The 25,080-nt window shown below is 51.4% G+C and carries 27 protein-coding genes and 1 riboswitch; of the genes, 6 read left to right on the top strand and 21 right to left on the bottom strand.

Going from position 1 to position 25,080, the window contains the following annotated elements:
• On the bottom strand, positions 1-1,994 hold a 1,994-nt coding region (locus AC0MA3_RS25845), incomplete at its 3' end, for an alpha-amylase family glycosyl hydrolase (protein ID WP_474658265.1).
• Between the two features lie 329 nt (positions 1,995-2,323).
• The gene (locus tag AC0MA3_RS25840) at positions 2,324-3,988 is read right to left on the bottom strand and encodes a fumarate hydratase (protein WP_379164344.1); all 1,665 of its coding nucleotides are present in this window, start codon (positions 3,986-3,988) and stop codon (positions 2,324-2,326) included.
• A gap of 103 nt (positions 3,989-4,091) precedes the next feature.
• Here AC0MA3_RS25840 and yfbR point away from each other — a divergent pair, with 103 nt between their 5' ends.
• The gene (gene yfbR, locus AC0MA3_RS25835) at positions 4,092-4,733 is read left to right on the top strand and encodes a 5'-deoxynucleotidase (protein WP_379164347.1); all 642 of its coding nucleotides are present in this window, start codon (positions 4,092-4,094) and stop codon (positions 4,731-4,733) included.
• Between the two features lie 84 nt (positions 4,734-4,817).
• Here the strand turns inward: yfbR and thiH are convergent, their stop codons facing one another.
• The 5 genes from thiH to AC0MA3_RS25810 all read right to left on the bottom strand — a co-directional run bounded on the left by thiH (position 4,818) and on the right by AC0MA3_RS25810 (position 8,912).
• A complete protein-coding gene (gene thiH, locus AC0MA3_RS25830) occupies positions 4,818-5,930 on the bottom strand; it encodes a 2-iminoacetate synthase ThiH (RefSeq protein WP_379164350.1) in 1,113 nt (370 codons plus the stop codon).
• A gap of 30 nt (positions 5,931-5,960) precedes the next feature.
• Positions 5,961-6,725: a thiazole synthase gene (locus AC0MA3_RS25825; RefSeq protein ID WP_379164353.1), complete on the bottom strand. Its 765-nt coding sequence runs from the start codon at positions 6,723-6,725 to the stop codon at positions 5,961-5,963.
• A gap of 61 nt (positions 6,726-6,786) precedes the next feature.
• Positions 6,787-6,990, bottom strand: a complete 204-nt coding sequence (thiS, locus tag AC0MA3_RS25820) for a sulfur carrier protein ThiS (RefSeq protein ID WP_379164356.1) — start codon at positions 6,988-6,990, stop codon at positions 6,787-6,789.
• Between the two features lie 59 nt (positions 6,991-7,049).
• Entirely contained in the window at positions 7,050-7,652 is a 603-nt protein-coding gene (locus tag AC0MA3_RS25815) for a thiamine phosphate synthase (RefSeq protein ID WP_379164359.1), read from the bottom strand.
• A gap of 122 nt (positions 7,653-7,774) precedes the next feature.
• Positions 7,775-7,876: riboswitch (TPP riboswitch) on the bottom strand.
• A gap of 166 nt (positions 7,877-8,042) precedes the next feature.
• Complete coding sequence (locus AC0MA3_RS25810; RefSeq protein ID WP_379164362.1) at positions 8,043-8,912, bottom strand: SDR family oxidoreductase; 870 nt, start codon at positions 8,910-8,912, stop codon at positions 8,043-8,045.
• 235 nt (positions 8,913-9,147) lie between these two features.
• On the opposite strand from AC0MA3_RS25810, the gene AC0MA3_RS25805 reads away from it, so the two are divergent.
• Positions 9,148-9,573: an NUDIX hydrolase gene (locus AC0MA3_RS25805; RefSeq protein WP_474658264.1), complete on the top strand. Its 426-nt coding sequence runs from the start codon at positions 9,148-9,150 to the stop codon at positions 9,571-9,573.
• Positions 9,574-9,801: 228 nt separating this feature from the next.
• Here AC0MA3_RS25805 and AC0MA3_RS25800 read toward each other — a convergent pair whose 3' ends face one another.
• The 3 genes from AC0MA3_RS25800 to citZ all read right to left on the bottom strand — a co-directional run bounded on the left by AC0MA3_RS25800 (position 9,802) and on the right by citZ (position 12,925).
• Positions 9,802-10,227 carry a hypothetical protein gene (locus AC0MA3_RS25800; RefSeq protein ID WP_474658263.1) on the bottom strand — a complete coding sequence of 142 codons (426 nt, stop codon included), beginning with the start codon at positions 10,225-10,227 and terminating at the stop codon, positions 9,802-9,804.
• Between the two features lie 139 nt (positions 10,228-10,366).
• Positions 10,367-11,662, bottom strand: coding sequence for an NADP-dependent isocitrate dehydrogenase (icd, locus tag AC0MA3_RS25795; RefSeq protein ID WP_474658262.1), 1,296 nt, complete (start codon positions 11,660-11,662; stop codon positions 10,367-10,369).
• A gap of 150 nt (positions 11,663-11,812) precedes the next feature.
• Positions 11,813-12,925, bottom strand: coding sequence for a citrate synthase (gene citZ / locus AC0MA3_RS25790; protein WP_379164377.1), 1,113 nt, complete (start codon positions 12,923-12,925; stop codon positions 11,813-11,815).
• A gap of 387 nt (positions 12,926-13,312) precedes the next feature.
• Between citZ and ytvI the strand changes: the two genes are divergently transcribed.
• Entirely contained in the window at positions 13,313-14,428 is a 1,116-nt protein-coding gene (ytvI, locus tag AC0MA3_RS25785; protein WP_474658261.1) for a sporulation integral membrane protein YtvI, read from the top strand.
• 228 nt (positions 14,429-14,656) lie between these two features.
• On the opposite strand, the gene AC0MA3_RS25780 is transcribed toward ytvI, so the two are convergent.
• Positions 14,657-14,827: a hypothetical protein gene (locus AC0MA3_RS25780; protein WP_474658266.1), complete on the bottom strand. Its 171-nt coding sequence runs from the start codon at positions 14,825-14,827 to the stop codon at positions 14,657-14,659.
• A gap of 28 nt (positions 14,828-14,855) precedes the next feature.
• A complete protein-coding gene (locus tag AC0MA3_RS25775) occupies positions 14,856-15,113 on the bottom strand; it encodes a hypothetical protein (protein ID WP_474658260.1) in 258 nt (85 codons plus the stop codon).
• Positions 15,114-15,372: 259 nt separating this feature from the next.
• On the opposite strand from AC0MA3_RS25775, the gene AC0MA3_RS25770 reads away from it, so the two are divergent.
• Both AC0MA3_RS25770 and map read left to right on the top strand, forming a co-directional pair.
• A complete protein-coding gene (locus AC0MA3_RS25770; RefSeq protein WP_474658259.1) occupies positions 15,373-15,957 on the top strand; it encodes a TetR/AcrR family transcriptional regulator in 585 nt (194 codons plus the stop codon).
• A gap of 7 nt (positions 15,958-15,964) precedes the next feature.
• Complete coding sequence (map, locus tag AC0MA3_RS25765; RefSeq protein ID WP_474658258.1) at positions 15,965-16,711, top strand: type I methionyl aminopeptidase; 747 nt, start codon at positions 15,965-15,967, stop codon at positions 16,709-16,711.
• Positions 16,712-16,874: 163 nt separating this feature from the next.
• Here the strand turns inward: map and AC0MA3_RS25760 are convergent, their stop codons facing one another.
• The 3 genes from AC0MA3_RS25760 to AC0MA3_RS25750 all read right to left on the bottom strand — a co-directional run bounded on the left by AC0MA3_RS25760 (position 16,875) and on the right by AC0MA3_RS25750 (position 19,068).
• Complete coding sequence (locus tag AC0MA3_RS25760) at positions 16,875-17,273, bottom strand: FxsA family protein (protein WP_379164393.1); 399 nt, start codon at positions 17,271-17,273, stop codon at positions 16,875-16,877.
• Positions 17,270-17,797, bottom strand: coding sequence for an acyl-CoA thioesterase (locus AC0MA3_RS25755; protein ID WP_379164396.1), 528 nt, complete (start codon positions 17,795-17,797; stop codon positions 17,270-17,272). Before AC0MA3_RS25755 ends, AC0MA3_RS25760 begins: the two co-directional genes overlap by 4 nt.
• Before the next feature lie 89 nt (positions 17,798-17,886).
• Entirely contained in the window at positions 17,887-19,068 is a 1,182-nt protein-coding gene (locus tag AC0MA3_RS25750) for an MFS transporter (protein ID WP_474658257.1), read from the bottom strand.
• A 115-nt stretch (positions 19,069-19,183) separates the two neighbouring features.
• Between AC0MA3_RS25750 and AC0MA3_RS25745 the strand changes: the two genes are divergently transcribed.
• Positions 19,184-19,927, top strand: a complete 744-nt coding sequence (locus AC0MA3_RS25745) for a G1 family glutamic endopeptidase (protein ID WP_474658256.1) — start codon at positions 19,184-19,186, stop codon at positions 19,925-19,927.
• 186 nt (positions 19,928-20,113) lie between these two features.
• Here AC0MA3_RS25745 and pyk read toward each other — a convergent pair whose 3' ends face one another.
• The 6 genes from pyk to AC0MA3_RS25715 form a co-directional block, all read right to left on the bottom strand.
• Positions 20,114-21,538, bottom strand: coding sequence for a pyruvate kinase (pyk, locus tag AC0MA3_RS25740; RefSeq protein ID WP_379164405.1), 1,425 nt, complete (start codon positions 21,536-21,538; stop codon positions 20,114-20,116).
• 330 nt (positions 21,539-21,868) lie between these two features.
• Entirely contained in the window at positions 21,869-22,870 is a 1,002-nt protein-coding gene (locus AC0MA3_RS25735) for an acetyl-CoA carboxylase carboxyltransferase subunit alpha (RefSeq protein WP_379164408.1), read from the bottom strand.
• Between the two features lies 1 nt (position 22,871).
• On the bottom strand, positions 22,872-23,765 hold the full coding sequence (accD, locus tag AC0MA3_RS25730) for an acetyl-CoA carboxylase, carboxyltransferase subunit beta (RefSeq protein WP_379164411.1): 894 nt from the start codon (positions 23,763-23,765) through the stop codon (positions 22,872-22,874).
• 75 nt (positions 23,766-23,840) lie between these two features.
• Positions 23,841-24,029 carry a glutamate decarboxylase gene (locus AC0MA3_RS25725; protein ID WP_379164420.1) on the bottom strand — a complete coding sequence of 63 codons (189 nt, stop codon included), beginning with the start codon at positions 24,027-24,029 and terminating at the stop codon, positions 23,841-23,843.
• Positions 24,030-24,175: 146 nt separating this feature from the next.
• The gene (locus tag AC0MA3_RS25720; RefSeq protein WP_379164415.1) at positions 24,176-24,676 is read right to left on the bottom strand and encodes a phosphatidylglycerophosphatase A family protein; all 501 of its coding nucleotides are present in this window, start codon (positions 24,674-24,676) and stop codon (positions 24,176-24,178) included.
• A 73-nt stretch (positions 24,677-24,749) separates the two neighbouring features.
• Positions 24,750-25,080, bottom strand: a 331-nt coding sequence (locus AC0MA3_RS25715; RefSeq protein ID WP_474658255.1) for a hypothetical protein, incomplete at its 5' end; no start/stop codon positions are given.

Here is a 25,080-nt window from a genome sequence, read left to right as displayed (position 1 = left end):
TAATGGATGTATGGTGTCGTGTAGCCCTGCTTGTAATAGATAGTTACACTGTTTCCAGGCGGAGTGGTGACGAGAGCCGCTGCGCTGAGTGCCGACAGGTTACCTGCGGCATCAAAAGCTTTTACCGTATAGCTATAGTTGGTCTGCGATGCCAGTCCGTTATCCGCATAGGAAGTGTTTGCTGTAGTACCAACTTTGACTCCATTGCGGTAAATTTCATAACCGGTTACTCCGACGTTATCCGTGGAGGCCGTCCAGCTGACGAGTGCACCGGATGCATTTTGCACCGTAGCTGTTACGTTACTAGGTACAGAAGGAGCAACAGTATCTGTTATCGGCTGGGTTTTGGCATAGATTTTAGCCGAATTCGCTCCCACAGTAACAGTAATTTGTTTGCCGGTTGCACCTCCTGATTGCACGGTTACAGTGTCGGAAGTATTCAGTTGATTAATGAGCACTGTGCCTGCAGTTAGTGTGCTTTCTACGCGCAGCGGGATGGTTACGGTCTGTGAACCGCTGGAAGCATTGCTGAATACAGATATAACTTCCTGGCCCGCATTAGTTCCGCTGTCTACACGCCGAGAGAAAGCATACAGGTTCTGCGCAGACCACATTTCACGCTGGGTACCTGTGCGGAGTGCGGGATTATTTTTGCGGATTTCATTCAGTTTGGCAATATGCTTATAGGTGCTGGTATTCTCATTAAAATAGTTCTCGAGGACATTGCCGTTCGCGTCCCGCTTCACCATCGACCAGCGGTTCCAGGTATCTGCAATTCCGCCCGTCATAATCTGGCCGTTGCCGTTACCCTTATTCTGCTCTGTACCCTGGAAGACCACAGGTGTGCCCCGGACAGTGAAGATGAAAGACAAAGCATTTTGCATTTTATCCACATTGCCGCCTGCTTCAGTCAAAAAACGGTTGCGGTCATGATTATCAATAAAGGTAACCATATGGTTTGCATTTCCGTTGTAATAGGAATCCAGGGCGAGTGTGCTTTTGATATTGGAATCAAAGGACTGCCCGTAAGCAAAGCTGTTAAGCACCGAGAAGAACATCGGGAAATCAAGCATGCCCCATTCCTTATTGCTGCCCACCCAGCGTGAGACAAATTCGGCATTGCCGTCAAAGTTCTCACCAAAAGTATTCACTCCCAAAAGATTCTGAAGTTCACCGATATCTGTCGGTTTGATCAGTTTGGCAGCATCCACACGTGCACCGTCGGCACCCGTATAGTCAAACCAGGCTTTAATGGAATTGAATACCGCCTGCTTGGCGGCAGGAACGTCAAAGTCGATATCATCCAGCCCGCCGAGATCATGATTCTCTAAGTAATCCTGAGCCCATTGATCATATCTCCCGTCCGTAAGTGACCAGTTAATATCACCATTGTGATGATACCAGGCCGGATTATTAAAAGGCGCTGCAGGTTGCAGCCCTGCTATATCATAATAAGCCTGAGTGCCCAGCATATAGTCTCCGATATGATTCGGCACTACATCGATAATGACCTTAATCCCGAGCGCATGTGCAGAATCCACCAGTTCCTTAAGCTTTTCTTTGGTTCCAAAGTAAGGATTGGCCTTATTGGGATCCTTCACGTTGTACCCGTGGTAGGCTGTGTTTTTTCCTGTACCGTTATTGTCGCGGTTTGTCATCTGCGGTTCTGCAACCGGAGAGATCCAAATCGCGGTATATCCCATGTTATGAATGTAAGGCAGTTTGTTGATGACCCCCTGCCAGTCTCCGCCCTTCATGTAGCGAAAATCATCCTCGGAGGTTTCTCCGTAACGGATTGCGGCACCAGTGGCATTATTGGTGGTATCCCCATCATTAAAGCGGTCAACCATGATCTGATAGATCGTGTCATTCTCAGTAACCGTACCAATGCTCGCTGCTTCAACCCGTGCGGATGGCAGCACAAACAAGTTAGCCGTAATGGACAGAACAATAGACGTGATTAATGCCGGAATAAGCCATAGCTTGCGTTTCATTCCTCATCTCCCTCTCATATGAGCGCATATCGAACCGTACTGCTTGTGAACACTCTTCCATTACTTGCAAAACGATGGTGCAGTGGGGAAACCGGTTTCCCTCATAAAAATTACCATGTCTATGTATGCGTTGTCAAGAATAATAAATTGGGTGCTTGAGTGTACGTGCTAAGGCTTCACAGGCGATATACACTGTTTAACAGAGGGATACAGCGAGAACAGCAGAAAGTGGAGGGGTGTAGTCTACCTTCTTGCATATAAAAAAGCCTCCCCCACTTAGAAATGGAAGAAGGCTTGAGGAAAATGATATCTAATCTTATTGGCATCGCTTATTTAAAGACAGGTTCCCTGAACTGAGCAAGCTTGGCTGCAGAATCCTTTTCCACATCTGCATGCAGACTGTTGCCATGCGCGTCCATCGTCACAATGGCGGCGAAGCCCTCCACCTGCAAATGCCACATGGCCTCAGGAATTCCGAATTCCATGAAATCTACACTGTTCACCTTCTTGATACACTCCGCGTAATACTGTGCCGCGCCGCCGATGGCATTGAGATAGACGCCACCATGCTCCTGCAGCGCTTGGAGTGTCTTGGGACCCATGCCGCCCTTGCCTATCACGGCGCGGATTCCGAATTTCCGCATAATCTCGCCTTGATACGGTTCTTCACGGATGCTGGTAGTCGGGCCTGCCGCCTTCACGTGCCAGCCTTCATCGTCCTTCAGCATAACGGGGCCGCAGTGATAGATTACTGCCCCGTTCAGATCTACCGGTGCATCATGGTCCATCAGGTACTTATGCAATGCATCACGCCCGGTGTGCATCTCTCCTGACAGAATGACTACATCACCCACCCGAAGACTACGGATATCTTCCTCCGTGACCGGCGTTGTAAGCCGCACCTCGCGGGATTCCCCGGCGGCTGCCGCTGGCTCCCCTGCCGCTGTTGGTTCATCAGCCGGGAGCATCGCAGGTGCTGCAGAAATCGTCGCATCCTCTGGAACAACACCAGAGTCGGTACCGCCAGCAGCGGCGCCCGCCACCTCAAGCACAGAAGCCGGTTCGGTGCTATCTTCCGTATCCACAGAGATTCCTGTGCCGCTCTCATAGAGCCATTCCTGAATCGTTCCGGCAGCCGGATCCACGAGAATCCCCTGACGGCGGAACGCCCAGCAGTTATAAGCCACGGAGACGAAAAAACTGGCCGGCAGCCGGTTCATAACACCTATCTTGCAGCCCAGCAGTGTAACTTCACCGCCAAATCCCATCGTGCCGATACCCAGTTTGTTGGCATTCTCCATAATATAGTCTTCAAGCTTGGCTAGATCCTGATTGGGATTCACATCCTCTACCTTGCGGAACAGCTGTTTCTTGGCAAGCTCATACCCGGTGGTACGGTCTCCGCCAATGCCGACTCCGATGAAACCGGCACTACAGCCCTGTCCCTGTGCCTGATATACCGAATGCAGAATGCATTTACGGATGCCGTCGAGATCGCGGCCGGCTTTGCCAAGTCCCTCCAGTTCCGCAGGCAGGCTGTACTGAATATTCTTATTCTCGCAGCCCCCGCCCTTCAGAATCAGCCGCACTTCCACGCCCTCTTCTTCCCACTGTTCAAAGTGAATCACCGGAGTGCCTGCTCCCAGATTATCCCCGCTATTCTCACCCGTCAGCGAATCTACGGAATTGGGGCGCAGCTTGCCATTCTTCGTCGCCCGGATAATGGCGTTATGGATGTCCTTCTTCATCTCGATCTGATTCACACCCACAGGAGTATGAATGATAAAAGTCGGCATCCCTGTATCCTGACAGATCGGAGATACCTGGAGCTCCGCCATGCCAATATTCTGCGCAATGGTGGTGAGCGCGAGGCCGGAGCGGGTTGCCCGGTCCTCCAGAGCACGTCCCTTAGCTACTGCCCGGCGCACATCACCCGGCAGATTTGTTGAGGTTTCTACGATCAGATTATATACGCTGTCTTCAAAATGCTGCATCTTCAGTCCAGCTCCTCTCCATGCGTTCGCGGTTGTCCAAACTCTGTTACAATTAGTTTTATCATAACATATTAAACCACGCATGAAAGGGGTTACGTAAAAATTGAATTACCATTTTTCAGCCTATCTGTACCGGCTTCAGTATATTCAGCGCTGGAGCCTCATGCGAAGCACGGCACCTGAGAACGTCGCGCAGCACTCATTCCAGGTTGCCCTGCTGGCGCATATGCTGTGCTCCATCGGCAACGCCCGCTTCGCCCGCTCGCTGAATGCCGACCGCGCAGCTGCAATGGCGCTGTTTCACGACGCTACTGAGGTCTTCACCGGCGATATCGCTACGCCGGTCAAGCACAACAATCCGCGGCTGCTGTCCAGCTTTCGCGACATGGAGCGGGTAGCCGCCGAGCGGCTGAAGGGAATGATTCCGCCGGAGCTTAGCTCTGTCTATGCCCCCCTTCTGCAGCCGCAAGACAGTCCCTCCGGCTCCGAGGATGCCCATTTGCTCCGCTATGTCAAAGCCGCAGACCATCTCGACGCTTATCTGAAATGCGTCTGGGAGGTCTCTGCAGGCAATCGTGAATTCGCAGCCGCCAAAGAACAGACGGCGGCCAAGCTGCGCGGTCTCGAAATGCCGGAGATGGAATATTTTCTGATCCATATGGCTCCCGGCTTCGAGATGTCTCTGGATGAATTGTCAGCCGGAACCGATAGCGGGCAGCCTACGGATGATACGGACAACAAATGAAGAACGAGTGCGCTGGGTATCAGGGTTACAGGGTCCTAACTCTAACAGCAATACCCGGGCTGTTACGGACTCGTAATGGGTCCGTTACACCGGCACCTTCAGCAGGTCCCAATCTTTGAAGACAGGCTGCAGACCGCTCTCCAGAAGCATGTCTGTTATCTCTTGCACAGTCCGTTCATCCGAGATTTCGAATTGCGGGGTTCCGCCATCCTGGGTGTGTCCTCCAACTTCAGTGGAGACACCTGCCGACATTTTGGTAATCCCCAGGTGGATCAGATGATCCCGCAGGGAAGCTGGCTCCCGGGTGGACAAGGTGATGCCGGATCGAGGCAGAAACAGCCGGTACGCCAAAATTATCTGAACCAGCGCACGGTCGGTAACGTCACTGTCCGGGTTGAATTCGCCCAAATACGGACGAAAGCGCGGGGCAGATAAGCCGATTTCGCATTCCGGATACTTGTCCTGCAGATAGCGTGCGTGCATTGCAGTCATGAAAGCCTCCTGCCGCCAGTCATACATACCCAGAAGAGCGCCAATGTTGACGGAGCGGAAACCGGCCTGACACCCCCGTTCGGGGGCATCCAGGCGATTGCGGTAGACTCTTTTTGGACCTTTCACATGCAGCTTGCGGTAGGTTTCCTGGTGGTAGACCTCCTGATACAGAGTCAACCCGTCTACTCCCGCTTCCCTAAGCTCCCGATATTCCTCGGTAGACAACGGATTTACCTCAATACTGACGGATGAGAAATATTCCAGAAGAATCTCCACGCATTCCTTCACATATGTGGCCGAACTTTCCCTGCGCGATTCTCCCGTCAGAATCAGGAGATGACGCAGACCTGTGGAGGAGATCGCTTTTGCCTCTTGTCTAACCTCATCAGGAGTCAATCTTTTTCTTGGAAAATCATAAATCGAGCTGAAGCTGCAATACGTACAGTGGTTCACACAGAAATCAGCCAGATACATCGGTGTGAACATCTGCATCACATGTCCAAAATGCGCACGGGTCAACTGCTGCGCTCGCTCAGCCATCTCCTCCAGACAAGCTTCTGCAGCCGGAGACAGCAGGGCCTGCAGGTCTTTTTCATCCAGACGATCTTTGCGAAGTACCCGTTTCACATCCTCTACCCGGTACTCCTGCCATAAGCTCTCGTAAGGCAATTGTTCCAGACGAGTCAGCACTTCATAAAAACTCATGTTACTCCCCCATTTCGCTTGGCCTGTGAGTTATTTCAGAAATCCGGTTAAAGGTGAAGACGCGACAGCCGTCTCTTCCACCGGACCGAGTCCAGCCAAATAGGCTTTACGGCCTGCAGCTACCGCCTCACGGAAGGCCTCTGCCATCAGCAGCGGATTACGGGCGGTGGCGATTGCCGTGTTGAGAAGCACAGCGGACGCACCCAGTTCCATCGCCTCAGCCGCTTCGGACGGGCGGCCAATGCCGGCGTCAACGATCACCGGAAGATCCACCTCTGAGATGAGAATACGCAGCAGCTCTTTGGTGCGCAGTCCCCGGTTAGAACCGATCGGTGAACCCAGCGGCATAATGGCAGCGGCTCCAGCCGCTTTCATCCGCAGCGCAGCGGAGAGGTCAGGGCTCATATAGGGCAGCACTACGAAACCTTCGGCAGCCAGTATCTCCGTAGCCCGGATGGTCTCCAGGTTATCCGGAAGCAAATATTTCTGATCACTGATCACCTCGATCTTGACCCAATTGCCGAGGCCTGCAGCTCTGGCCAGTCTGGCGATCCGCACAGCTTCCTCAGCGGTGCGTGCACCCGAAGTATTTGGAAGCAGGGTCATATGGGAAGGAATATGGCTGATAATATTGTCCTGGCTCTCCGGGTCTACACGGCGCAGGGCAACCGTGATCACCTGTGAGCCCGAAGATGACACCACCTCGGGAATCAGCGTATTGCGGCTGTATTTGCCGGTGCCGATGAACAGTCGGCTCGATAACTTAATGCCACCAATCACTAAAGGATCTAACATGAACTCGCCTCCTGGATTCTTCTGAACTTAAGAATTAGATAATAGAAAGTCGGTAACGCCTTCAGCCGCCGCCTACAAAATGCACCAGCTCCAGCCGGTCGCCGTCACATAACACCACTTCCTCATAATGATCCTTGCTGACAATCTCCCCGTTCCGTTCCACGATCACAAGCCGGTAGCTCCATTCGGGCCGGCTTAACAGATCGGCAACGGTCCGGCAGTCTTCAGCAACCTCTCCGGGTTTGCCGTTGATGATCAGATTCATGCCCTCTCACCTCCTTCGCGTGTCACGTTCATGACTCTACAAGCCTCCAAACCTCAGATCTACACCGCCTGTAACGCCAGACGGTAAGCATGGGCAGCGGCCACAGGGTCCTCCGCTCCACAAATACCGGACATGACCGCAATGCCAGCTGCACCATGCCTGATTACTTGATCAGCATTACCCTTATCAATCCCGCCGATGGCAATCAGCGGAATGCTGCTGCTGCGCACAACCTCCTCCAGGAGTGGCAAACCGCGCCCCTGCTGACCCGGCTTGCAGCCAGTAGGGAAGACATGCCCGTACAGGCAGTAGTCTGACCCCTGCCTGCCCGCCTCCGCGGCTTCCGCCGCCGAGTGTACCGACCTCCCCAGCCGGAGGCCGGGGGCAGCCGTGCGGGCCGCTGCGGGTGGCAAGCTGTGCCAGGCCAGCTGGACAGCACCTGCACCGACGGCCAGCGCAATATCCAGCCGGTCATTGATGACCAGTCTGGATGCGGGGATTCCAGCACGCAGAAGCTGCTCAGCCATACCCAGCAGTTCCACAGCAGAGCGGTGCTTTTCCCGCAGGTGAATATAGTCCACGTACGGATATACAGCTGCTGCAAGGCTGGCAAACCGCCCGGGGTCCAACTTACCATCCGATATCAAATGAATTTCAGCCACTTTGCACCTCCGGCTTCACTTTTTGGCAACTGAACGGTAACGCAAAAAAACCGCCCCCGGGATAGGAGGCAGTCATAAATTTCCGCAGGAATACGGGTGTAAGAGATACAACTCCGCTGCAGTTCATTCATTCTCCGCTTTCCTACGCTGGTGTTAACCAGATCAGGTTCAAAGGGTCCGAACCACACGTTCGTCTCAGCCTTACGGCACCCCTAGGGACAATTGCAATATTCAGTTGCTGACGTGGTTCATATTAACATAATATTCCTCAGAAAAGCTATCCCTTTTACAGGAAAGCTTAATTTAACCCGTTACAATAAAAAGAGCAGACCGCATAGGCCTGCTCTTACAACTATATTTTCCAGCACACGCTTGGCCGCTTAGTAGCTTCTAACCGTTGACAATTTCCCCGCCGTTGACATGCATGACCTGACCGCTGACATAGGATGAATCATCCGAAGCCAGATAGACATAGGCCGGCGCCAGCTCTTCCGGTTGCCCCGGACGCTGCATAGGCTGAGTGCCACCGAACTCACTGACCTTTTTAGCATCAAAAGTAGATGGAATCAGCGGTGTCCAGATCGGTCCCGGAGCTACAGCATTTACACGAATGCCCTTTTCCGCCAGATTCATCGACAGCGAGCGGGTAAAGCTTAGAATCGCGCCTTTCGTGGACGAATAGTCCAGCAGCTGCGGGCTGCCTCGATAGGCGGTAATCGATGTCGTATTGATGATCGTAGAGCCTTTTTTCAAGTGCGGCATGGCTGCTTTGGTCAAATAGAACATGGAGAAAATATTCGTACGGAACGTCCGCTCCAACTGCTCGGAAGTAATATCCTCAATCTTGTCCTGCGGATGCTGCTCGGCCGCATTGTTGATCAGGATGTCCAGCTTGCCCAGTCCCTCAACCGCCTTGTTGATCAGATCCTGGCAGAATGCTTCTACGCCGATATCACCGGCAATCAGAATACACTTCCGGCCTTCCTGCTCCACTTGGCGTTTGGTCTCTTCGGCATCGGAATGCTCATTCAGATAAGAAATGACCACATCCGCACCTTCCTTGGCAAAATGAACGGCAACCGCCCGTCCTATTCCGCTGTCGCCCCCCGTAATAAGTGCCGCCTTGCCCAGCAGTTTACCTGCCGCCTTGTAGCTGGAAGTTTCAAATTCCGGGCGCGGATTCATCTCACTCTCAATACCGGGCTGCCGGTCCTGCACCTGTGGAGGCAAAGTTTTGGAAGACTGTTTATTTTCTGGCATGATCCATTCTCCTTTCGCTGTGTACCTTTTGTTAGAGTAACCACATCGTATTAAGATGGCTTATGCGTCACTAATTATACAATCACTTCACGCTATGTTACTTACCACACTTCCAGGCTGTCCAAACATAAAATACAGTCGTTATTGGCGTGAAGGGCCGATATACTTTAGAGAAGTATGAATCCGGCATGACGCGGAAAGACCCATCTTTAAGACGAGGAGGCGCATATGTTAGATGACCAGAAATACACGAAGCATCATCGTTGCGGTCAAAGGAGTCATTCTGCATCAAGGCAGAATCCTGCTCGTACAGCGGGCAGCCGCAGATTCGGTAGGAGCAGGCAGCTGGGAATGTCCCGGCGGCAAAATTGAATTCGGGGAGGGCCTGGAGGCTGCGCTGGAGCGGGAGATTGAGGAGGAAACCGGACTTACGGTCAGGGTAGAGAACCTTCTGTATGCCACATCCTTTCTGACGGATCCTGGCAGGCAACTCATCATCATCACCTACTGGTGCCGCACCGATGGGAATACCGTGGTACTCTCCGAAGAGCACTCAGACTCTAAATGGTGTACCCGTCACGAGCTACAGAGCCTGCTTCCACCTGGGATTCAAGCGGAATTTGAAAAAAGCAATGTGTTTGCGTCAAAGGAACTGCTGTGAGGATCATCCGTAATATAAGAAGACTGCTATCCATTAGGAGAGCAGTCTTCTTATGTATGCCTAGCCACCTCAAGTGCTGCTTCAGCTGAACTACAGTCAGGGATAGGTATGTTCCACAATATACAGGGTTCATCCCATACCTTTTCCCTTACGAAATTTGTCTTCAGGTACTTCAACAAAAATAACCCTGACAGCCGCAGCCGCCAGAGCTATTTCACTTCAATAGGCTTAGATAATGTGTCTGTACACCATAAAAAACACCATTACGATCAGCACAACCATCAGTAGCAGACTCATCGTGCGTAGCTTCGCGGTATGGTCAGAGACATCACGGTTCTCGCGCATTCCGGCAGCGGCCAAACGCAAGGGCTTACTCATAATGCCACCCAAGGCAAACATCGCCAGCAGCAGTACTACGACAACAATCATCCAGGCTACGGTGTAATCCCCCTGTGAGATCATGTATCCGCCTGTCAACAGTTGAATCACCAGGCCATATTGGGCAAACCGGTTAAGTCCGCCGATCGCACTTAGCGTTCCTTCTTTGGCTGTATTAGACAGCTTGGCTGTACCGCTTAGAATAAACGGCAGCACCAGATAGAAGCCGAGCGCCAATGTCCCGATCATATGTAGGAAAAAGAAAATCCGATCCATATTTGACCTCCTCACTTTTCGCTATGATATAAGTTACATACTTATTATACCCAACCTCACCGTCGATGAAAAGAAAGCCCCCATTTCCGTTCAAGAAATGAGGGCATGTGCTTTAGAAGTTAGCTTAGTTAGCAGTAGACTACAGGTGCTTGATGATTTCGTCAGCAAATGCCGAGCATTTCAGCTCTGTGGCGCCTTCCATCTGACGGGCAAAGTCATAGGTCACAGTCTTGTTGTTGATGGCCGTGGTCATGCCTTTGTAGATTAGATCCGCCGCTTCCTGCCAGCCCAGGTGTTCAAGCAGCATAACGCCGGACAGAATAACTGAACCCGGATTTACTACGTCCTTATCCGCATACTTCGGTGCAGTACCATGAGTAGCTTCAAAAATGGCGTGACCCGTAATATAGTTGATGTTCGCTCCCGGTGCGATACCAATGCCGCCAATTTGTGCAGCCAGTGCATCGGAGAGGTAATCGCCGTTCAGGTTGAGCGTAGCAATCACATCGAAATCCGTTGGACGGGTCAATACCTGCTGCAGGGCAATATCCGCAATCGCATCCTTAATGATGATTTTGCCTGCGGCTTCTGCTTCCTTCTGAGCTGCATTAGCCGCAGCCTCGCCGCTCTGTTCCTTGATGGCATCATATTGATTCCAGGTGAAGACATGATCGCCGAATTCCTGTTCAGCCACTTCATAACCCCAGTTCTTAAATGCGCCTTCAGTGAACTTCATAATATTGCCCTTGTGTACCAGTGTCACACTCTTGCGGCCATGTTTGATTGCATATTCAATAGCGGAGCGAACCAGGCGTTTGGAGCCTTCCGAGGATACCGGCTTAATTCCGATTCCGGATGTTTCCGGGAAACGGATTTTGTTCACTCCCAGCTCGTTTTGCAGGAATTCTATAACCTTCTTCACTTCCGCAGAGCCTTCCTGATACTCAATTCCGGCGTATATATCCTCCGTATTCTCACGGAAAATCACCATGTCCACCAGCTCAGGATGCTTCACAGGTGATGGCACTCCATCGAAATAGCGCACCGGACGCAGACAGACATACAAATCCAATTCCTGTCTCAGCGCTACATTCAGGGAGCGGATCCCTCCTCCGATTGGAGTAGTCAGAGGTCCTTTGATAGCTACAATGTACTCACGAATTGCTTCAAGCGTATCATTCGGCAGCCATTCACCATATGTATTGAAGGCTTTCTCACCGGCAAATACTTCGTACCAGGCAATCTGTTTCTTCCCGCCGAATGCTTTGGCTACTGCGGCATCCAGTACCCGTTTGGAGGCTTTCCAAATGTCGCGCCCTGTACCGTCACCCTCAATGAACGGGATGATCGGATGATCCGGAACGAGCAGCTTGCCATCTTCGATTGTGATTTGTTCGCCTTCTGTCGGCAGATCGTATTTTTCCAGTTTCAACATTAGTGGGTATTCCTCCTAAAAGTTTGGTTTGGTAAGCCTAGACTTCCCCGAGCAGTACACATTCACATCTCTCTTCGGAAGCATAGGCTTAGAGTTTGGTGTATTATAGTTCATTCTACTAAAGGGGTGCAGCAGCCTGCAAGGGCAGCTTTATCTCTCGTCCACCGGAACGTACTTTTGTTCGGACATCCCTGTGTATTCTGCACGCGGGCGGATGATGCGGTTGTCCTCGTACTGCTCCAGAATATGGGCAGTCCAACCCGACACACGGCTGATTGCAAAGATCGGTGTGAACAGCTCCCGCTCAATGCCCAGCTGCGTGTAGACCGAAGCCGAATAAAAATCAACGTTAGGCTTCAATCCCTTCTGCGAAGTGATCAATTCCTCGACTTTGACGGACATATCATACAGAGTGGTGTCATTCTTCATCACTCCCAGCTCGTGGGACATCTTCATGAGGTGTTTGGCGCGCGGATCGCCATTTTTGTAGACACGATGCCCAAAGCCCATGATTTTCTCACGGCGCTCCAGCTTGCCGTTAATGTATGACTCTACTGCATCCAGACTTCCGATTTCCTCAAGCATCTTCATTACCGCTTCATTCGCGCCACCATGCAGCGGTCCTTTGAGCGCGCCGATGGCCGAAGTGACACCTGAATAAATGTCCGACAGCGTAGCAACGGTAACCCGTCCGGCAAAAGTGGATGCATTCAGCTCATGGTCGGCATGCAGCACAAGTGCAGTGTCCAGTGCCTTAACCGATACAACATCCGGCTGTTTGCCCCAGAGCATATACAGGAAATTCTCCGCAATCGACAGACCTTCCTGGGGAGCTACTGGTTCCAGACCCTTGCGGATGCGGGCAAGCGCAGCAACCACCGTTGGAATCTGCGCCTGCAGCTTAACGGCCTTGATCTCATTCGCTTCGCGGCTCATATCATCGGCGGCCGGATCATACAGCGCAAGACTGGATACAGCCGTGCGCAATGCAGCCATCGTGCTAACATTTTTGGGGTACAGCTTCATTTGTGCAATCACCTGTTCAGGGATTGGAGCAAAGGCGCTGAGATCACGCCGCAAGGCCTGCAGCTCAGGAGTTGCCGGCAGATTGCCGAACCACAGCAAATAGGCAGTCTCTTCAAAAGTAGCGTTCTCCGCAAGATCATCAATATCATATCCGCGATAAGTGAGTACGCCATCCACAATCGAACTGATCGAGGAGGTTGTGGCAACAATGCCTTCCAATCCTTTAGTAGCTGTCATAGTATCTCTCCTTTGCCAACAAGGGTATAAAAGCAGTTATTACAGTAATGAAAACATTTACATTTTGATGTATTCAAACGTTCAATACTTATGAAGATTGACCTACTTCAGAGAATGCAACGAACTTTTAGTGTGTATCCATTAATAATCATACCGGATTTTGACGGTTATGTGAACAACGTGGAAGCTTTGGGAAACATCAAATGATTTTATCGGACAGATAGAAAAAAACTTCCGGACCCCCTGTTTCATAATCACAATTCCAGTTTATTGCATCCCCAGCGAACCAGTAGATTCACGTGTCTGGATAGTCTTTATATCCTATCTCTGAATATATATTAGACGAGCTGATTATGAATCAGCAGCTTTCATCTGGAGGGATCGGGTATGGATTCGCTGGTATTAAAAAGAGTGCTGCGGGGCCTGTGGGTCATTCTGGCTGCCTCGTTATTACTGGTGGCAGTCTATATTATGCTTCCGCTTATGTATCCTCTGCTGCTTGCCTATTTGCTTGCCTACCTGATGCATCCGCTGGTGCTTATACTAAGAGGATTCAAGCTTCCGCACTGGCTGGCAGTATTATTGTCACTGTTATTTTATGTAGGGGGTACCGCACTCGTACTGACTGCACTGATTACCCGTCTGGTTAAGGAACTGATTGTCCTGCTGCAGACATTCGATCTCCACACCGACCAGTGGCGGGAGCTGCTGCTGTCCATCAGCCGGAATGCCAGCATTCAGAATATTATTAACCAAATCAATCAGTTTTACCATGATAACCCTGACTACCACGCCACCATCGACAGCAATATCAGCAGAACCACGGAGACGGTAGGCCAAGCCATGACTCAATTCATCACCGGATTCTTCAATATGATCCTGAAGTTAATCTCAGCATTACCCAGTGTGGGGACTATCCTGATTGTCATCATGTTGTCTGCCTTTTTCCTCAGCACCGGCTGGGACCGGCATAATGCAAAGTTAAGAGCACTTGTACCTGCGCCGCTCCTCAGACCGGTATCCGAGATCTGGGAGGATCTGCGCAGGGCGCTGTTCGGCTATATGAGGGCTCAGCTGGTGCTGATCTCAATCACGGCTGTTATCGTCATTACGGGTCTTCTGCTGTTAGGCGTAGATTCTGCATTTGCCATCGGACTGACGATAGGGCTTGTCGATCTGGTGCCTTATCTCGGCGTGGGTATTGTGCTGCTGCCATGGGCCTTATACTCTTACATGACCGGCAATCTGCCGCTAGGCATCGGGTTATCGGTTCTCTACAGCGTAATTCTCGTCACCCGTCAGATATTGGAGCCCAAGGTACTTGCAAGCAGCATCGGCCTGGACCCGCTCACTATGCTAATCGGGATGTTCGCCGGCCTGCAGCTGTTCGGCATGCTTGGTCTGCTCCTCGGCCCCGTCCTGCTGGTCGTACTAGATGCCTTTCACCGGGCCGGTGTGTTCCGCGCACTCCATAGCTATATAGTCAGCGGCAGGCTGCATTAAAGCTATATCAGGCAAAGTAAGAGCAAAGGCGTAGCATCAGATGCCGTGCGATCTTTGGTCTAAAAATTGAAACTGCGACAGTAAAGGACAAGAAAAAAGGCCAACCAGAAATCTCTGACTGACCTGCTAATATCAAATAATGTCCTGGGCTGCCGCTGTTTAATTAAGCTAGTGTTTTCCGTTTGTGTTGTGCCAACCCTATTCCGAGTATGGTGATATTAAGACCTGTTAGAGCCTCGCGAACGTGATGTAATCGATTTGGACAGGCACAGCCGATTCCATCCGTAGTGCCCGGTTGATCTGTCCCCGGTGATATTGCCCATGTAAGAGGACCTGCGACAGGATATCCCGGACGGACGTTCGGAACGGAACCCCGCTCTGGTTCGTATAGTCGATCATCTCGTCCAACACAGATTCCTCAAGCCCTTCAATATAAAGGCGATATTGTTCGGCGTTTTCTTCGAATATCGTCCGGATTGCCGTCAGGTCCCCCCCCTTCCTCCCACAACGAATATTGCGAGCTGCCCTTGCCCTGCAATCGGGACAGCCAGACTCGTTCCGCAACCGCGACGTGCCGGACCAGCTTCAGAAGATCCTTGTTCTTCGTTCCACTCTCCTCAAGCGCGTCCAAGATGCGTCCGTCAGCCCAGTACAGGTGCTCCATCATGCACTTAATCGTCTTCATTTCGGTTTCCCCCTTGTAGAAAATGCGAAGTCACTTATAGTCCGATTTATCGAATGCTTTCATGAGACCTGTTGCGACTCTAGAATATTCACTTTGTTCCATTGGATCGGTCCCTTACCAAATTAAATCTTATGTCTATCTTATCATGGACTGGGACTATCCGCCGACCACCAATAGATCATTGCATTTCTCACAACCATCCTTTACACTCTTTATATTGACAAATTTGCAGGTCTATAAAAAGGAGGTTCACGTACCTATGTGCCCCCGTACCAAAGAACAAAATCAGCTCATACGCATGCAGCGCAGAGAACAGATCCTTGACTTTGCTGCGCACGCCTACTTCCGCAAGGGCGGCAGCTTTGATATTCGCGACGTCGCCCGTGAGGCCGAGCTCGGTTACGGCACGATTTACCATTATTATCCCAACCGGCATTTACTAATAGAAGATGTGCTGGACAGCGGTTTCGAGCGATGCGAGCAAGCCCTGGAAGAATGGGCGAACATCAATCGAGGCACCCCGGATAACAGGCAGCTATTGACGTATTGCAAAATGCTGCTCCGGCTGTGGCAGTCGGACGCCCGCACATATCTCGTCTACAAAATGGCGGCGGAACATTATACCGGCTTGCCTGAGAAGGATCAGCTCCTTGCCAAAAGACGATTCACAGAACGGCTGTACGTTCCGCTTCAGTCGATCGCCCAACGCGAAAACGAAAGCGTCGATTATATGCTTGCCGTGCTGGTCGGCTGTTGCGGGCTGCACTACTATACGAGCACTTCTGAACTCGACGTCGATAGAATCGCCCAGCTCGCTATGCAAGCTATTACGAAGGAGTCCTAATACACACATGATCATCTTAAAAAGCAAACATGAAATCGAAGCCATCCGCAAGGCATGCCAAGTCGTGGCTGAATGCCATCGTGAGATCGCCCCGCTCATCAAACCGGGGATCACGACGAACGACATTGAGCGCATGTTCGAGGACATTATTTTGAAATATGGCGCCAAGCCATACACGAAGGGCTACAACGGCTATCAATATGCGACCTGTGCTTCCGTCAACGACGTGATTGCACATGGCTTTCCTACAAATAAGCCATTAGAGGAAGGTGATATCGTGACGATCGACACGGTCGCGGAGCTCGACGGCTGGCTCGGCGATTCAGCCTGGAGTTATGCGGTCGGAAAGATCTCACAGACGGCCGAGAAACTGATGCGTGTCACGAAGGAGTGCCTTGACCTCGGCATTACGCAGGCGCAGCCCGGCAATCGGCTCGGCGACGTGACGAGTGTAATTCAGCAGCATGCCGAATCAAATGGCTTCGGCGTCGTGCGCGACCTGCTCGCCCATGGCATCGGTCGGGACCTGCACGAGGCACCGAACTATATGCATGTCGGCAAGCCTGGTAAAGGCCCCCGCATCAAGGAAGGTATGGTGTTCACGATCGAGCCCATGATCACCGAAGGCACCTACTACATGACAATCGATCCGGACGGCTGGACCGCCCGGACACTGGACCGTAAGCTCGCCGCCCAATACGAGCATACGATCGCCATCACCGCTGAAGGTCCGCAAATTCTGACCGCACAATAAAATAATTAGAGGCCGACCATCGAGATGGTCGGCCTCTTTTTTCACATATAGAGCATAGCATCTTTCTTCATCCGATACATGCGTTCATCCGCTCTCTTATAGAGCCCTAATGAGCTGAAGCAGGTTCGCGGACAGCGACCTACCGCTTACCGACTAACACGACTTATCTGCGGTAAAAGGTGAAGGTGCCGTTTTTCATTTTTTTCTCAATCCATTTCAGCAGAAAAGCCCGGTACAGCGGCCGGGTCAGCGGAAATACCAGCGAAAATCCGACAATATCCGTCACGAAGCCTGGCAGAATCAGCAGCAGGCCGCCAAAAAAAATGCACAAGCCGTCCAGCATCGTACGCCCGGGCACCCGCCCTTCCTGCATATGTGTTCTGCTGTCGACCAGCACTTTCTTGCCTTCAAAGCGCATCATCAAGAAGCCGATCACTGAACTGGCCAGCATGAGCAGCAGTGTCTTGGGTGCTCCGAGAAAACTTGCCACATAAATAAACCCGAATAATTCCACGGCCGGGATAATAAATAACGCAGCCCACAGCCATTTGTTCCTGATCATACTGCTCCTCCTTCTTCCCTAAGCGCCAAAGTTATGGCGTAAAACAATTCCGGCAGCGTCCGGTCCAGTCTTACTGGCTTCCAGTCCGTATTCAGCCACACATGGCTGGTTGAGCCGGATACGAGCAATTGACCAGGCAGCTCATCAAAATATACTGGCCCGGTTGCAGGCGCGGAAGAATCCGGTCTCCCCGCTTCCGGCTCCTCCAAACGGCGGATTTCATATTCGTATACGACCCGAAGTGCCGAAAAAGTGGTCAGTCGCGCATACACAGCGACAAGATCATCATATCTCGCCGGACTTTTAAATTGCAAATCTGCAGCCGTGACTGGCAGAAGCACACCCTTATTTTCCAGGGAACGGTAGGCAAAGCCAAGCCCCCGGAACATTTCTGTCCGCCCGCTCTCGAACCAGCTCAGATAATTGGCGTGGTAGACCACCCCCATCTGATCCGTCTCCTGGTAACGGACACGGAATGAAGTAGCATACCAGCGGCTGACCCCTTCCGGATTACGTGATTGCATAAATAGATTGCTCCTTTCTATACAGAAACGGCTTCTGCGTCCTTAGCTATCCCTATTAGGCTAATCGAATGTCATTAGCACAGCGCTTCCTAGAGGCTTACTCCTTCAGATGCCACCGGTAGCGGAAGGCTTTTTCTGGAGCTTCGAACCACATAGAGGATGAGAAGCGCTCCCGCCGCAGAACTGATCATACAGGACAGATTCATCAGCCACACACCACCCTCATCCAGTAAAATCCCATTCAGGAGATTGCCCAGAATTCCCGCAAAACCGGAGAACACGATGTTGAACACACTTTGACCGGTAGCCTGCATCTCAGGCAGCGTAATGTGCGATACATATTCTACAGCAGCGATGTAAAAGAGTCCGAAGGACACTCCATGCAGCACCTGAACCCCAATCATCACCGCAGGGGCCGGAAATGCGAACTGGATCCCCCAACGCAGCACATAGATCAGCGCCCCTAACAGCAGAGTACGCTCCCTTCCAAGCTTCCGTATGACTTTCGAAGCATACAGCATGGAGGGAAAGTTCGTGAAGGAAGCGATGAACAGCGCAATCCCGGCATGGCTGGTCGAGCCTCCTACCGATTGAAAGGCAATTACAAAATAGGTGCCAAAAGCTGTCATGGTCTGATTGACCAGAAAGCTCCCGCCCAGGAAAGCCAGAAAAATCTTGTTACCCAGCAGGTTTTTAATTCCCTTGGAGAACGACTGGCTCATCATCCGGTTTTCCTCTGCCTGCTTGGGCAGGGTGAGCGCAATGATGACCGCGACACTGTTCAGAATCAGGAACGGGGCCCAGATCGTGGATACGGAAAAATTCGACACGTACTGCGACCCCGCATAGGCCCCTACGGCCGCTCCTATGCTCAGCATCATCCGGATGCTCCCGTAAGTGGAACCCGCCTGGTTCGCCGCTACAATGGCGTAGGAATCAGCAATAGGAGCTTGTGTAGAGGAGAATATGGTAGACACAGTATAGACCATCAGCAAAACTATGAAATAATCCGACTGGTAAAATACAGCTAGTACCGCCGGTACGGCCACACTAAGAATCAGCACCAGCCGCGCCTGATTGTAACGGTCTGAGATTACACCCCACAGAGGTTGAATGCAAATGGCAATCAGAGTTCCTGTTGCCATCAGCATTCCGATCCGGCCACTGCCGAGACCGTTGTCTTTCAGAAGCAATGTAAGATATGAACCGAATGAGCCGCCGGCCAGTCCCAAAAAAAGATAGAAACCGCGCAGCTTGGTTAATTTATTCATTTGAACGATAAGTCCTCTCTATTCCTTTTTAACGGAATACCCATACTTTATATGTCTCTACCGCATTAAATATAGCAAACCTAACTTTCTCATATTAATAAAAGGCGGTGGAACTGTGAGCAAAGCTAATCTCTTAAAAATTGCCCGGCCTTGTATTACGGATAAGTCCCATACAGGCAGAGCTCAAAGCACAGGTTTTGGCTGGAAATCGAGCAACTGGAGCGGGTATGCCATCTCCGGCAAGAAAGCTGCCTTCCGGCAAATATCAGGAGAATGGATAGTGCCGTTTGTCAAACCTACTTCCAGTCCCACCTATTCCTCTGCCTGGATTGGCATCGACGGCTTCAGGAACAGCAGCCTGATCCAGACAGGAACCGGTCACGAGTCCGTAAACGGAACCCTACGCTATTATGCCTGGTGGGAAATTCTCCCTGCAGCAGAGACTGTTATTCCGCTCCCTGTTTCTCCTGGAGACCACATGCGGGCTTCCATTATCAGGCTCAGTAGCGGCAAATGGAGAATCACACTATGCAATCTCAGTAAAACCTGGACTTTCCGCACCATTCAGCGATACTCCGGACCCCAAACCTCTGCCGAATGGATTATGGAAGCGCCCCAGGTAGGCGGAAGCATCGGGAGACTGGCCAAGGTATCGCCAACCCGCTTCTTTTGCTGCCGGGTGAACGGCAAGAGTCCAAGACTTACGCCAGCTGACGGCGGAATCATGATCCAGAATAAGGTTACAGTAGCTGTGCCGACCTCTCCTAACGCACGCGGGGATGCTTTTGTCGTCAGACGCGTCTATCGTAAAGGGAAACCTCTTGTTCACTCCAGAAGTCCCATTTTTGTCCGTTCTTAAAGTTGCTACTTCAAAACTCTCCATTCAATATATAACAATTATGAAATTTAAAATAGCCTTGCAACTGCATTAGTAATGCCTCTTACAGAATCGTTCATCAGCACGAATCAAAAAAAAGCAATGGCGTCTCGCACCATTGCTTTTTTGGAATTCAATCATACCTGGAAGAGGACAGATTCCCGAAGACTAGTCAGCAGGGATAGTGTCAACTTTCACCAGGTTAGTAGAACCGGAACGTCCAAGCGGAATACCAGCTGTAATCACAACGAGGTCTCCAGCTTTTACCAGACCGGATGCTTTACCACCTTTTAGAGCTGTTTCAAGCAATTCGTCCGTGGAAGTAGCCTCAAGTCCGTGAACCGGAGTTACGCCCCATACGAGAGCCAGTTGACGCATAGTTCTTTCTTGCGTTGTCACAGCGATAATCTGTGATTTAGGACGGTATTTGGAAACCACGCGTGCAGTGTGGCCCGTTACAGTCGAAGAAATAATAGCCTTAGCATTCAGGTCCAGAGCGGAGATCGCTACGGATTGGCTGATCGCTTCGGTTACAGTAGTTTCTTGAGCAATCTGCTGCTTCATGAAAATTTCACGGTGGTTCAGTGCAGATTCAGCCTTCTCAGCAATGCGGGACATGGTCAGCACGGATTCTACCGGATATTTCCCAGCAGCTGTTTCTCCGGACAGCATGATTGCATCGGTTCCGTCAAAGATTGCATTCGCTACGTCACTCGCTTCGGCGCGGGTAGGACGCGGGTTGCGCTGCATGGAATCCAGCATTTGTGTAGCCGTGATTACCGGTTTGCCGGCAATGTTACATTTTTGAATCATCAGCTTCTGAGCCAAAGGCACATCTTCAGCAGGAATTTCCACGCCAAGGTCGCCGCGGGCAACCATCAAGCCGTCGGAAACTGCCAGAATTTCGTCAAGGTTGTCAACACCTTGTTGGTTCTCAATTTTGGAAATGATCTGGATGTGGGAAGCGTTGTGCTTCTCAAGCAATGCACGGATTTCCAGAACGTCGCTGGCTTTGCGAACGAAGGAAGCGGCGATAAAATCGATGTCCTGTTCAATCCCAAAAATGATATCATTGGTGTCTTTTTCCGTAATGCCCGGCAGGGAGATTGCAACTCCTGGTACGTTAACGCCTTTTTTGCTCTTGATCGTACCGCCGTTAACAATGCGGGTCTTGATTTCGGTGCCTTGAACGTCAACAACGGTAAGTCCGATAAGGCCGTCGTCGATCAGGATAGTGGATCCAACTTGAACATCATTAGGCAGGTCGCTGTAAGTGATAGAAATACGGTTTTGATCGCCAAGGATTTCTTCCGTAGTCAATGTCAGATACTCGTCCTGAACCAGTTCAATCGGTTCTACTTCCAGCTTGCCTGTGCGAATTTCTGGTCCTTTGGTGTCGAGCAGGATAGCAACAGTCTTGCCAAGTTCCTTGGAAGCTTGACGGATCGTCTTGATCCGGTTGCCGTGCTCTTCAAAATCGCCGTGGGAGAAGTTCAGACGGGCTACATTCATACCGGCCAAAATCAATTTTTTGATATTCTCCAACGATTCACTAGCAGGACCAATCGTACATACAATTTTACTTTTCCGCATTAGGTTTTCCTCCGTTTTTTCGTTCTCTCTGTCTCACTTTTTCCAACTACAAAATCTACTATAAGGCATGCAATCCGCATAGGAACTTTGTCACATGTACCTTTTACTGCACCCTAATGAATATTACTGCAAATTGGACACAAAATCAATGTTGCAGCGACTTTTTACAGTAAATCAACTCCGGATTTTCAAAGAAAGCCAATAAAATAAAAACAACCCCGCTAGAAACACAGGGTTGCTTCATTCCTAATAAATGTATATTGCTGCCCGTCCAGATCAAAGGCTGCCAAAAACTGATTTATGTCTAAAAGTGCAAACAAAAAGCCATCCTCAATCGACGCTTTGCACTTCAACCTCAGCACTGATCAGTTCAGCTTCGGCTTCGGCAAATACACCGATCTTGCGGAATTTACGGTAGCGGTCCTCTTTGAGCTCGGCGCAGTCCAGAACAGACAACTCCTGCAAATGACGCCATATGGCATCCTTAACCGCAGAAGCGGTCTCTTCATAGTCACGGTGAGCTCCGCCCCTAGGTTCGGGAACGATCTCTTCGATCACTTCCATCTCCAGCAGATCAGCGGCAGTAATCTTCATAGCTTCCGCTGCCTGCTCCGCCTTGGAGGCGTCCTTCCACAGAATCGAAGCCGCGCCATTCGGCGAAATTGCTGAATAGATGGCATGCTCCAGCATCAGGACACGGTTGCCAACCGCCATAGCCAAAGCTCCGCCGCTGCCGCCTTCGCCAATAATTACACAAATGACGGGTACAGCCAGCTGGGACATGTCGTACAGATTTCTTGCAATGGCCTCTGACTGTCCTCTTTCCTCTGCTGTATTCCCGGGGTAAGCCCCTTTGGTATCGACAAAGGTAATAACCGGACGGCCGAACTTCTCGGCCTGCTTCATCAGCCTTAGTGATTTACGGAATCCTTCCGGATGAGCGCTGCCAAAGAAACGGAGAATATTCTCCTTCGTATCCTTGCCGCGCTGCTGGCCAATCACCGTAACCGGAGTCCCGTTCAGCTTGGCGATTCCGCCGACTACGGCCAGATCGTCACCGAAGAGACGGTCACCATGCAGCTCGATAAAGTCGGTAAAAATCAGATTCATCAGATCTAAAGAAGTCGGACGCCCATGATGCCGGGCCAGATGCATCTTCTGGGATGGTGAAATATTAGAATAGATTTCATCTTCAAGAACACGGTAGCGTTCCTCAAGCCGGGCGATTTCATCACTGAAATCAATCCCTTTTTCTTCACCGAACTGATTCAGCTCGGCAATTTTCTTGCGCATTTCTAACAGAGGCATTTCAAAAGGCAACTCTCCCGCCAACCTAAAAGCCCCCTTTCACATCGTGCAGATCCAGCAGCTTGGCAAGGGTGGTGCGCAATTCTTTACGGTGCACTACCAGATCAAGCTGTCCATGCTGCAGGTTGAATTCTGCGGTCTGGAAATCGTCAGGCAGCTTCTGGCGGATCGTCTGCTCAATGACAATCCGTCCGGCAAAACCAAAAACCGCCCCCGGTTCGGCGATGATGATATCGCCCAGACTGGCAAAGCTTGCGGATACCCCGCCCGTTGTCGGATCGGTTATCACAGAGATATACAGCCCGCCGACCTCGCCAAATCTGGCAAGCGCGGCACTGGTCTTGGCCATCTGCATCAGACTGAGGATGCTCTCCTGCATCCGGGCGCCGCCCGACGTGGAGAATATCAGCAGCGGCAGTCTCTTCTCGGTGGCTTCTTCCACCGCACGAGTAATCTTCTCGCCTACTACCGAACCCATGCTGCCTGAAAAGAACTCAAAGTTCATTACCGCAACAATCACAGGATGGCCGTTGATGGCTCCCTGGCCCGTGATGACAGCCTCAACCTGTCCCGTTTTGGATTGCTGCTGTTCCAGCTTGGATGCATAGCCGGGAAACTGCAGCGGGTCCACTGATGCCATTTCACTGTCAAACTCAATAAACCCTTCAGGGTCCAGCGTCATCGCGATCCGTTCAGAAGCGGACAGGCGCATATGGTAGCCGCAGGAAGGACATACCTTCAGGTTCTTCTCCAGCTCCTTACTGTACTGGATCGTTCCACATTTACTGCACTTGCTCATTAACCCTTCGGGAATTTCCCGTTTGGGCCGTTCACCTTCCGCAGATCCGCCGGTCCGCTCCACACGTTCTGAAGGAATGGTCGCGTACTTCCGTTTTTTCTGAAATAAATCTTTGAACAAGGGTCGCACCTCTTCAGCCGTTTATTTGCGTATACAGCAGCATGCCGCTGTCATGACTGTAATCTAAATGTTATTTCAGGGATGCAGAATCAGATTAAGGGCTTCCTGTACTTCCTCAAGCTCACCTGAAGGAACCAGAATCTCAAATTGCTGCTTGGACATGTTAACCGGACGGCATTTAATCAGAAAACCTTCTTCCGCAAGCCTGCTCTGAATCATATCCGCCACTCTGGCGGTCGGCGCTATATAGATTACCGTCCACATGCCCTGCAAAGCCTCCCTAATCTTAATTCCCAGCCGTATCCCGTATAATGGAATCATGATAACACAGTTTTCTTTTTTCCCGCAACAGGAGCTGGACGATGGAATTCAGATCAGGGGGCCGCATCCGGGGTTTCCCGGCATGAGCATTATTCCGTCCCGGCAATGGGGGGATACACCTTCGCACCCTCATGCCGGTGGGCGATTCTTGCTGAAGCCGCAGCTGCAATTCCGGCAACAAGATCGTCCAGAAAAACATGAATACTCCCTTTATCATCGTTCAGTTTACCGATGATTCCCAGTTTTATTTTGTCAAGATAGCCGAAGCCGGTCAGCCCGATCATCCCGTATACGCCTGTAATGCCAAGGGCCAGCGTCTCATCTGCACCATAGAGCGATTCGTCGGCTTCCAGCACCGCCTGTAGCGGCTGGGGAAGCAGGTGTTGTTCCGCCAGCTCATCCAGCGCAACACCGGTCATCAGCGTGTACTGGACCTCTCTTTTGCCGAGTACCGCCTTGACACTGGCCAGGCACTCTTCTTCTTTTAAATCCGCATAATAAGCCGATTGCAATGTATATACAATCTCAGCAATGGACGTCAGGGAGACTCCTCTGCGTTCCAACAGCTCCGCTGCCATTTGATAGGACATGATGACATTCCCCTTTCCGCACGGGCCTTGCCCTGTGGTGTCCTAATGTATGCGGAAAAGGGCGGAAATGTTCTTATTTTATTCGGACTGTCCCGGTCCCCATCATAGCCTCAATCGCTGCAACCACTTCGTCCGAAGGCTTAATCCGGTAGCCGTCGCTGAGCGCCAGCAGCTTCTGGTTCTGCTCATAGAACAGCAGCGTGGCTGCCGGGCCAGGGTGGGTCTGCAGCAGCGCCTGGAGACGGGACAGGAGCGCCGGATTCTCGGCAGCCGGCGTGATCTTGATAAAGACACGCTGGCTGCTTCCCGCTGCCCCGGAGTCCCGGGCAGCGGCCTCTGGGGCGGCCGGGCCGGGCTGGCCGCCGGCCCCCTGCGCCGTAGGCGCGGCGGCTGCACCCGCCGCG

It is taken from the genome of Paenibacillus sp. LS-5, from assembly GCF_056121505.1.
Note: the sequence above shows the minus strand (reverse complement) of the source record. Positions and strands in the feature narration are given on the sequence as shown.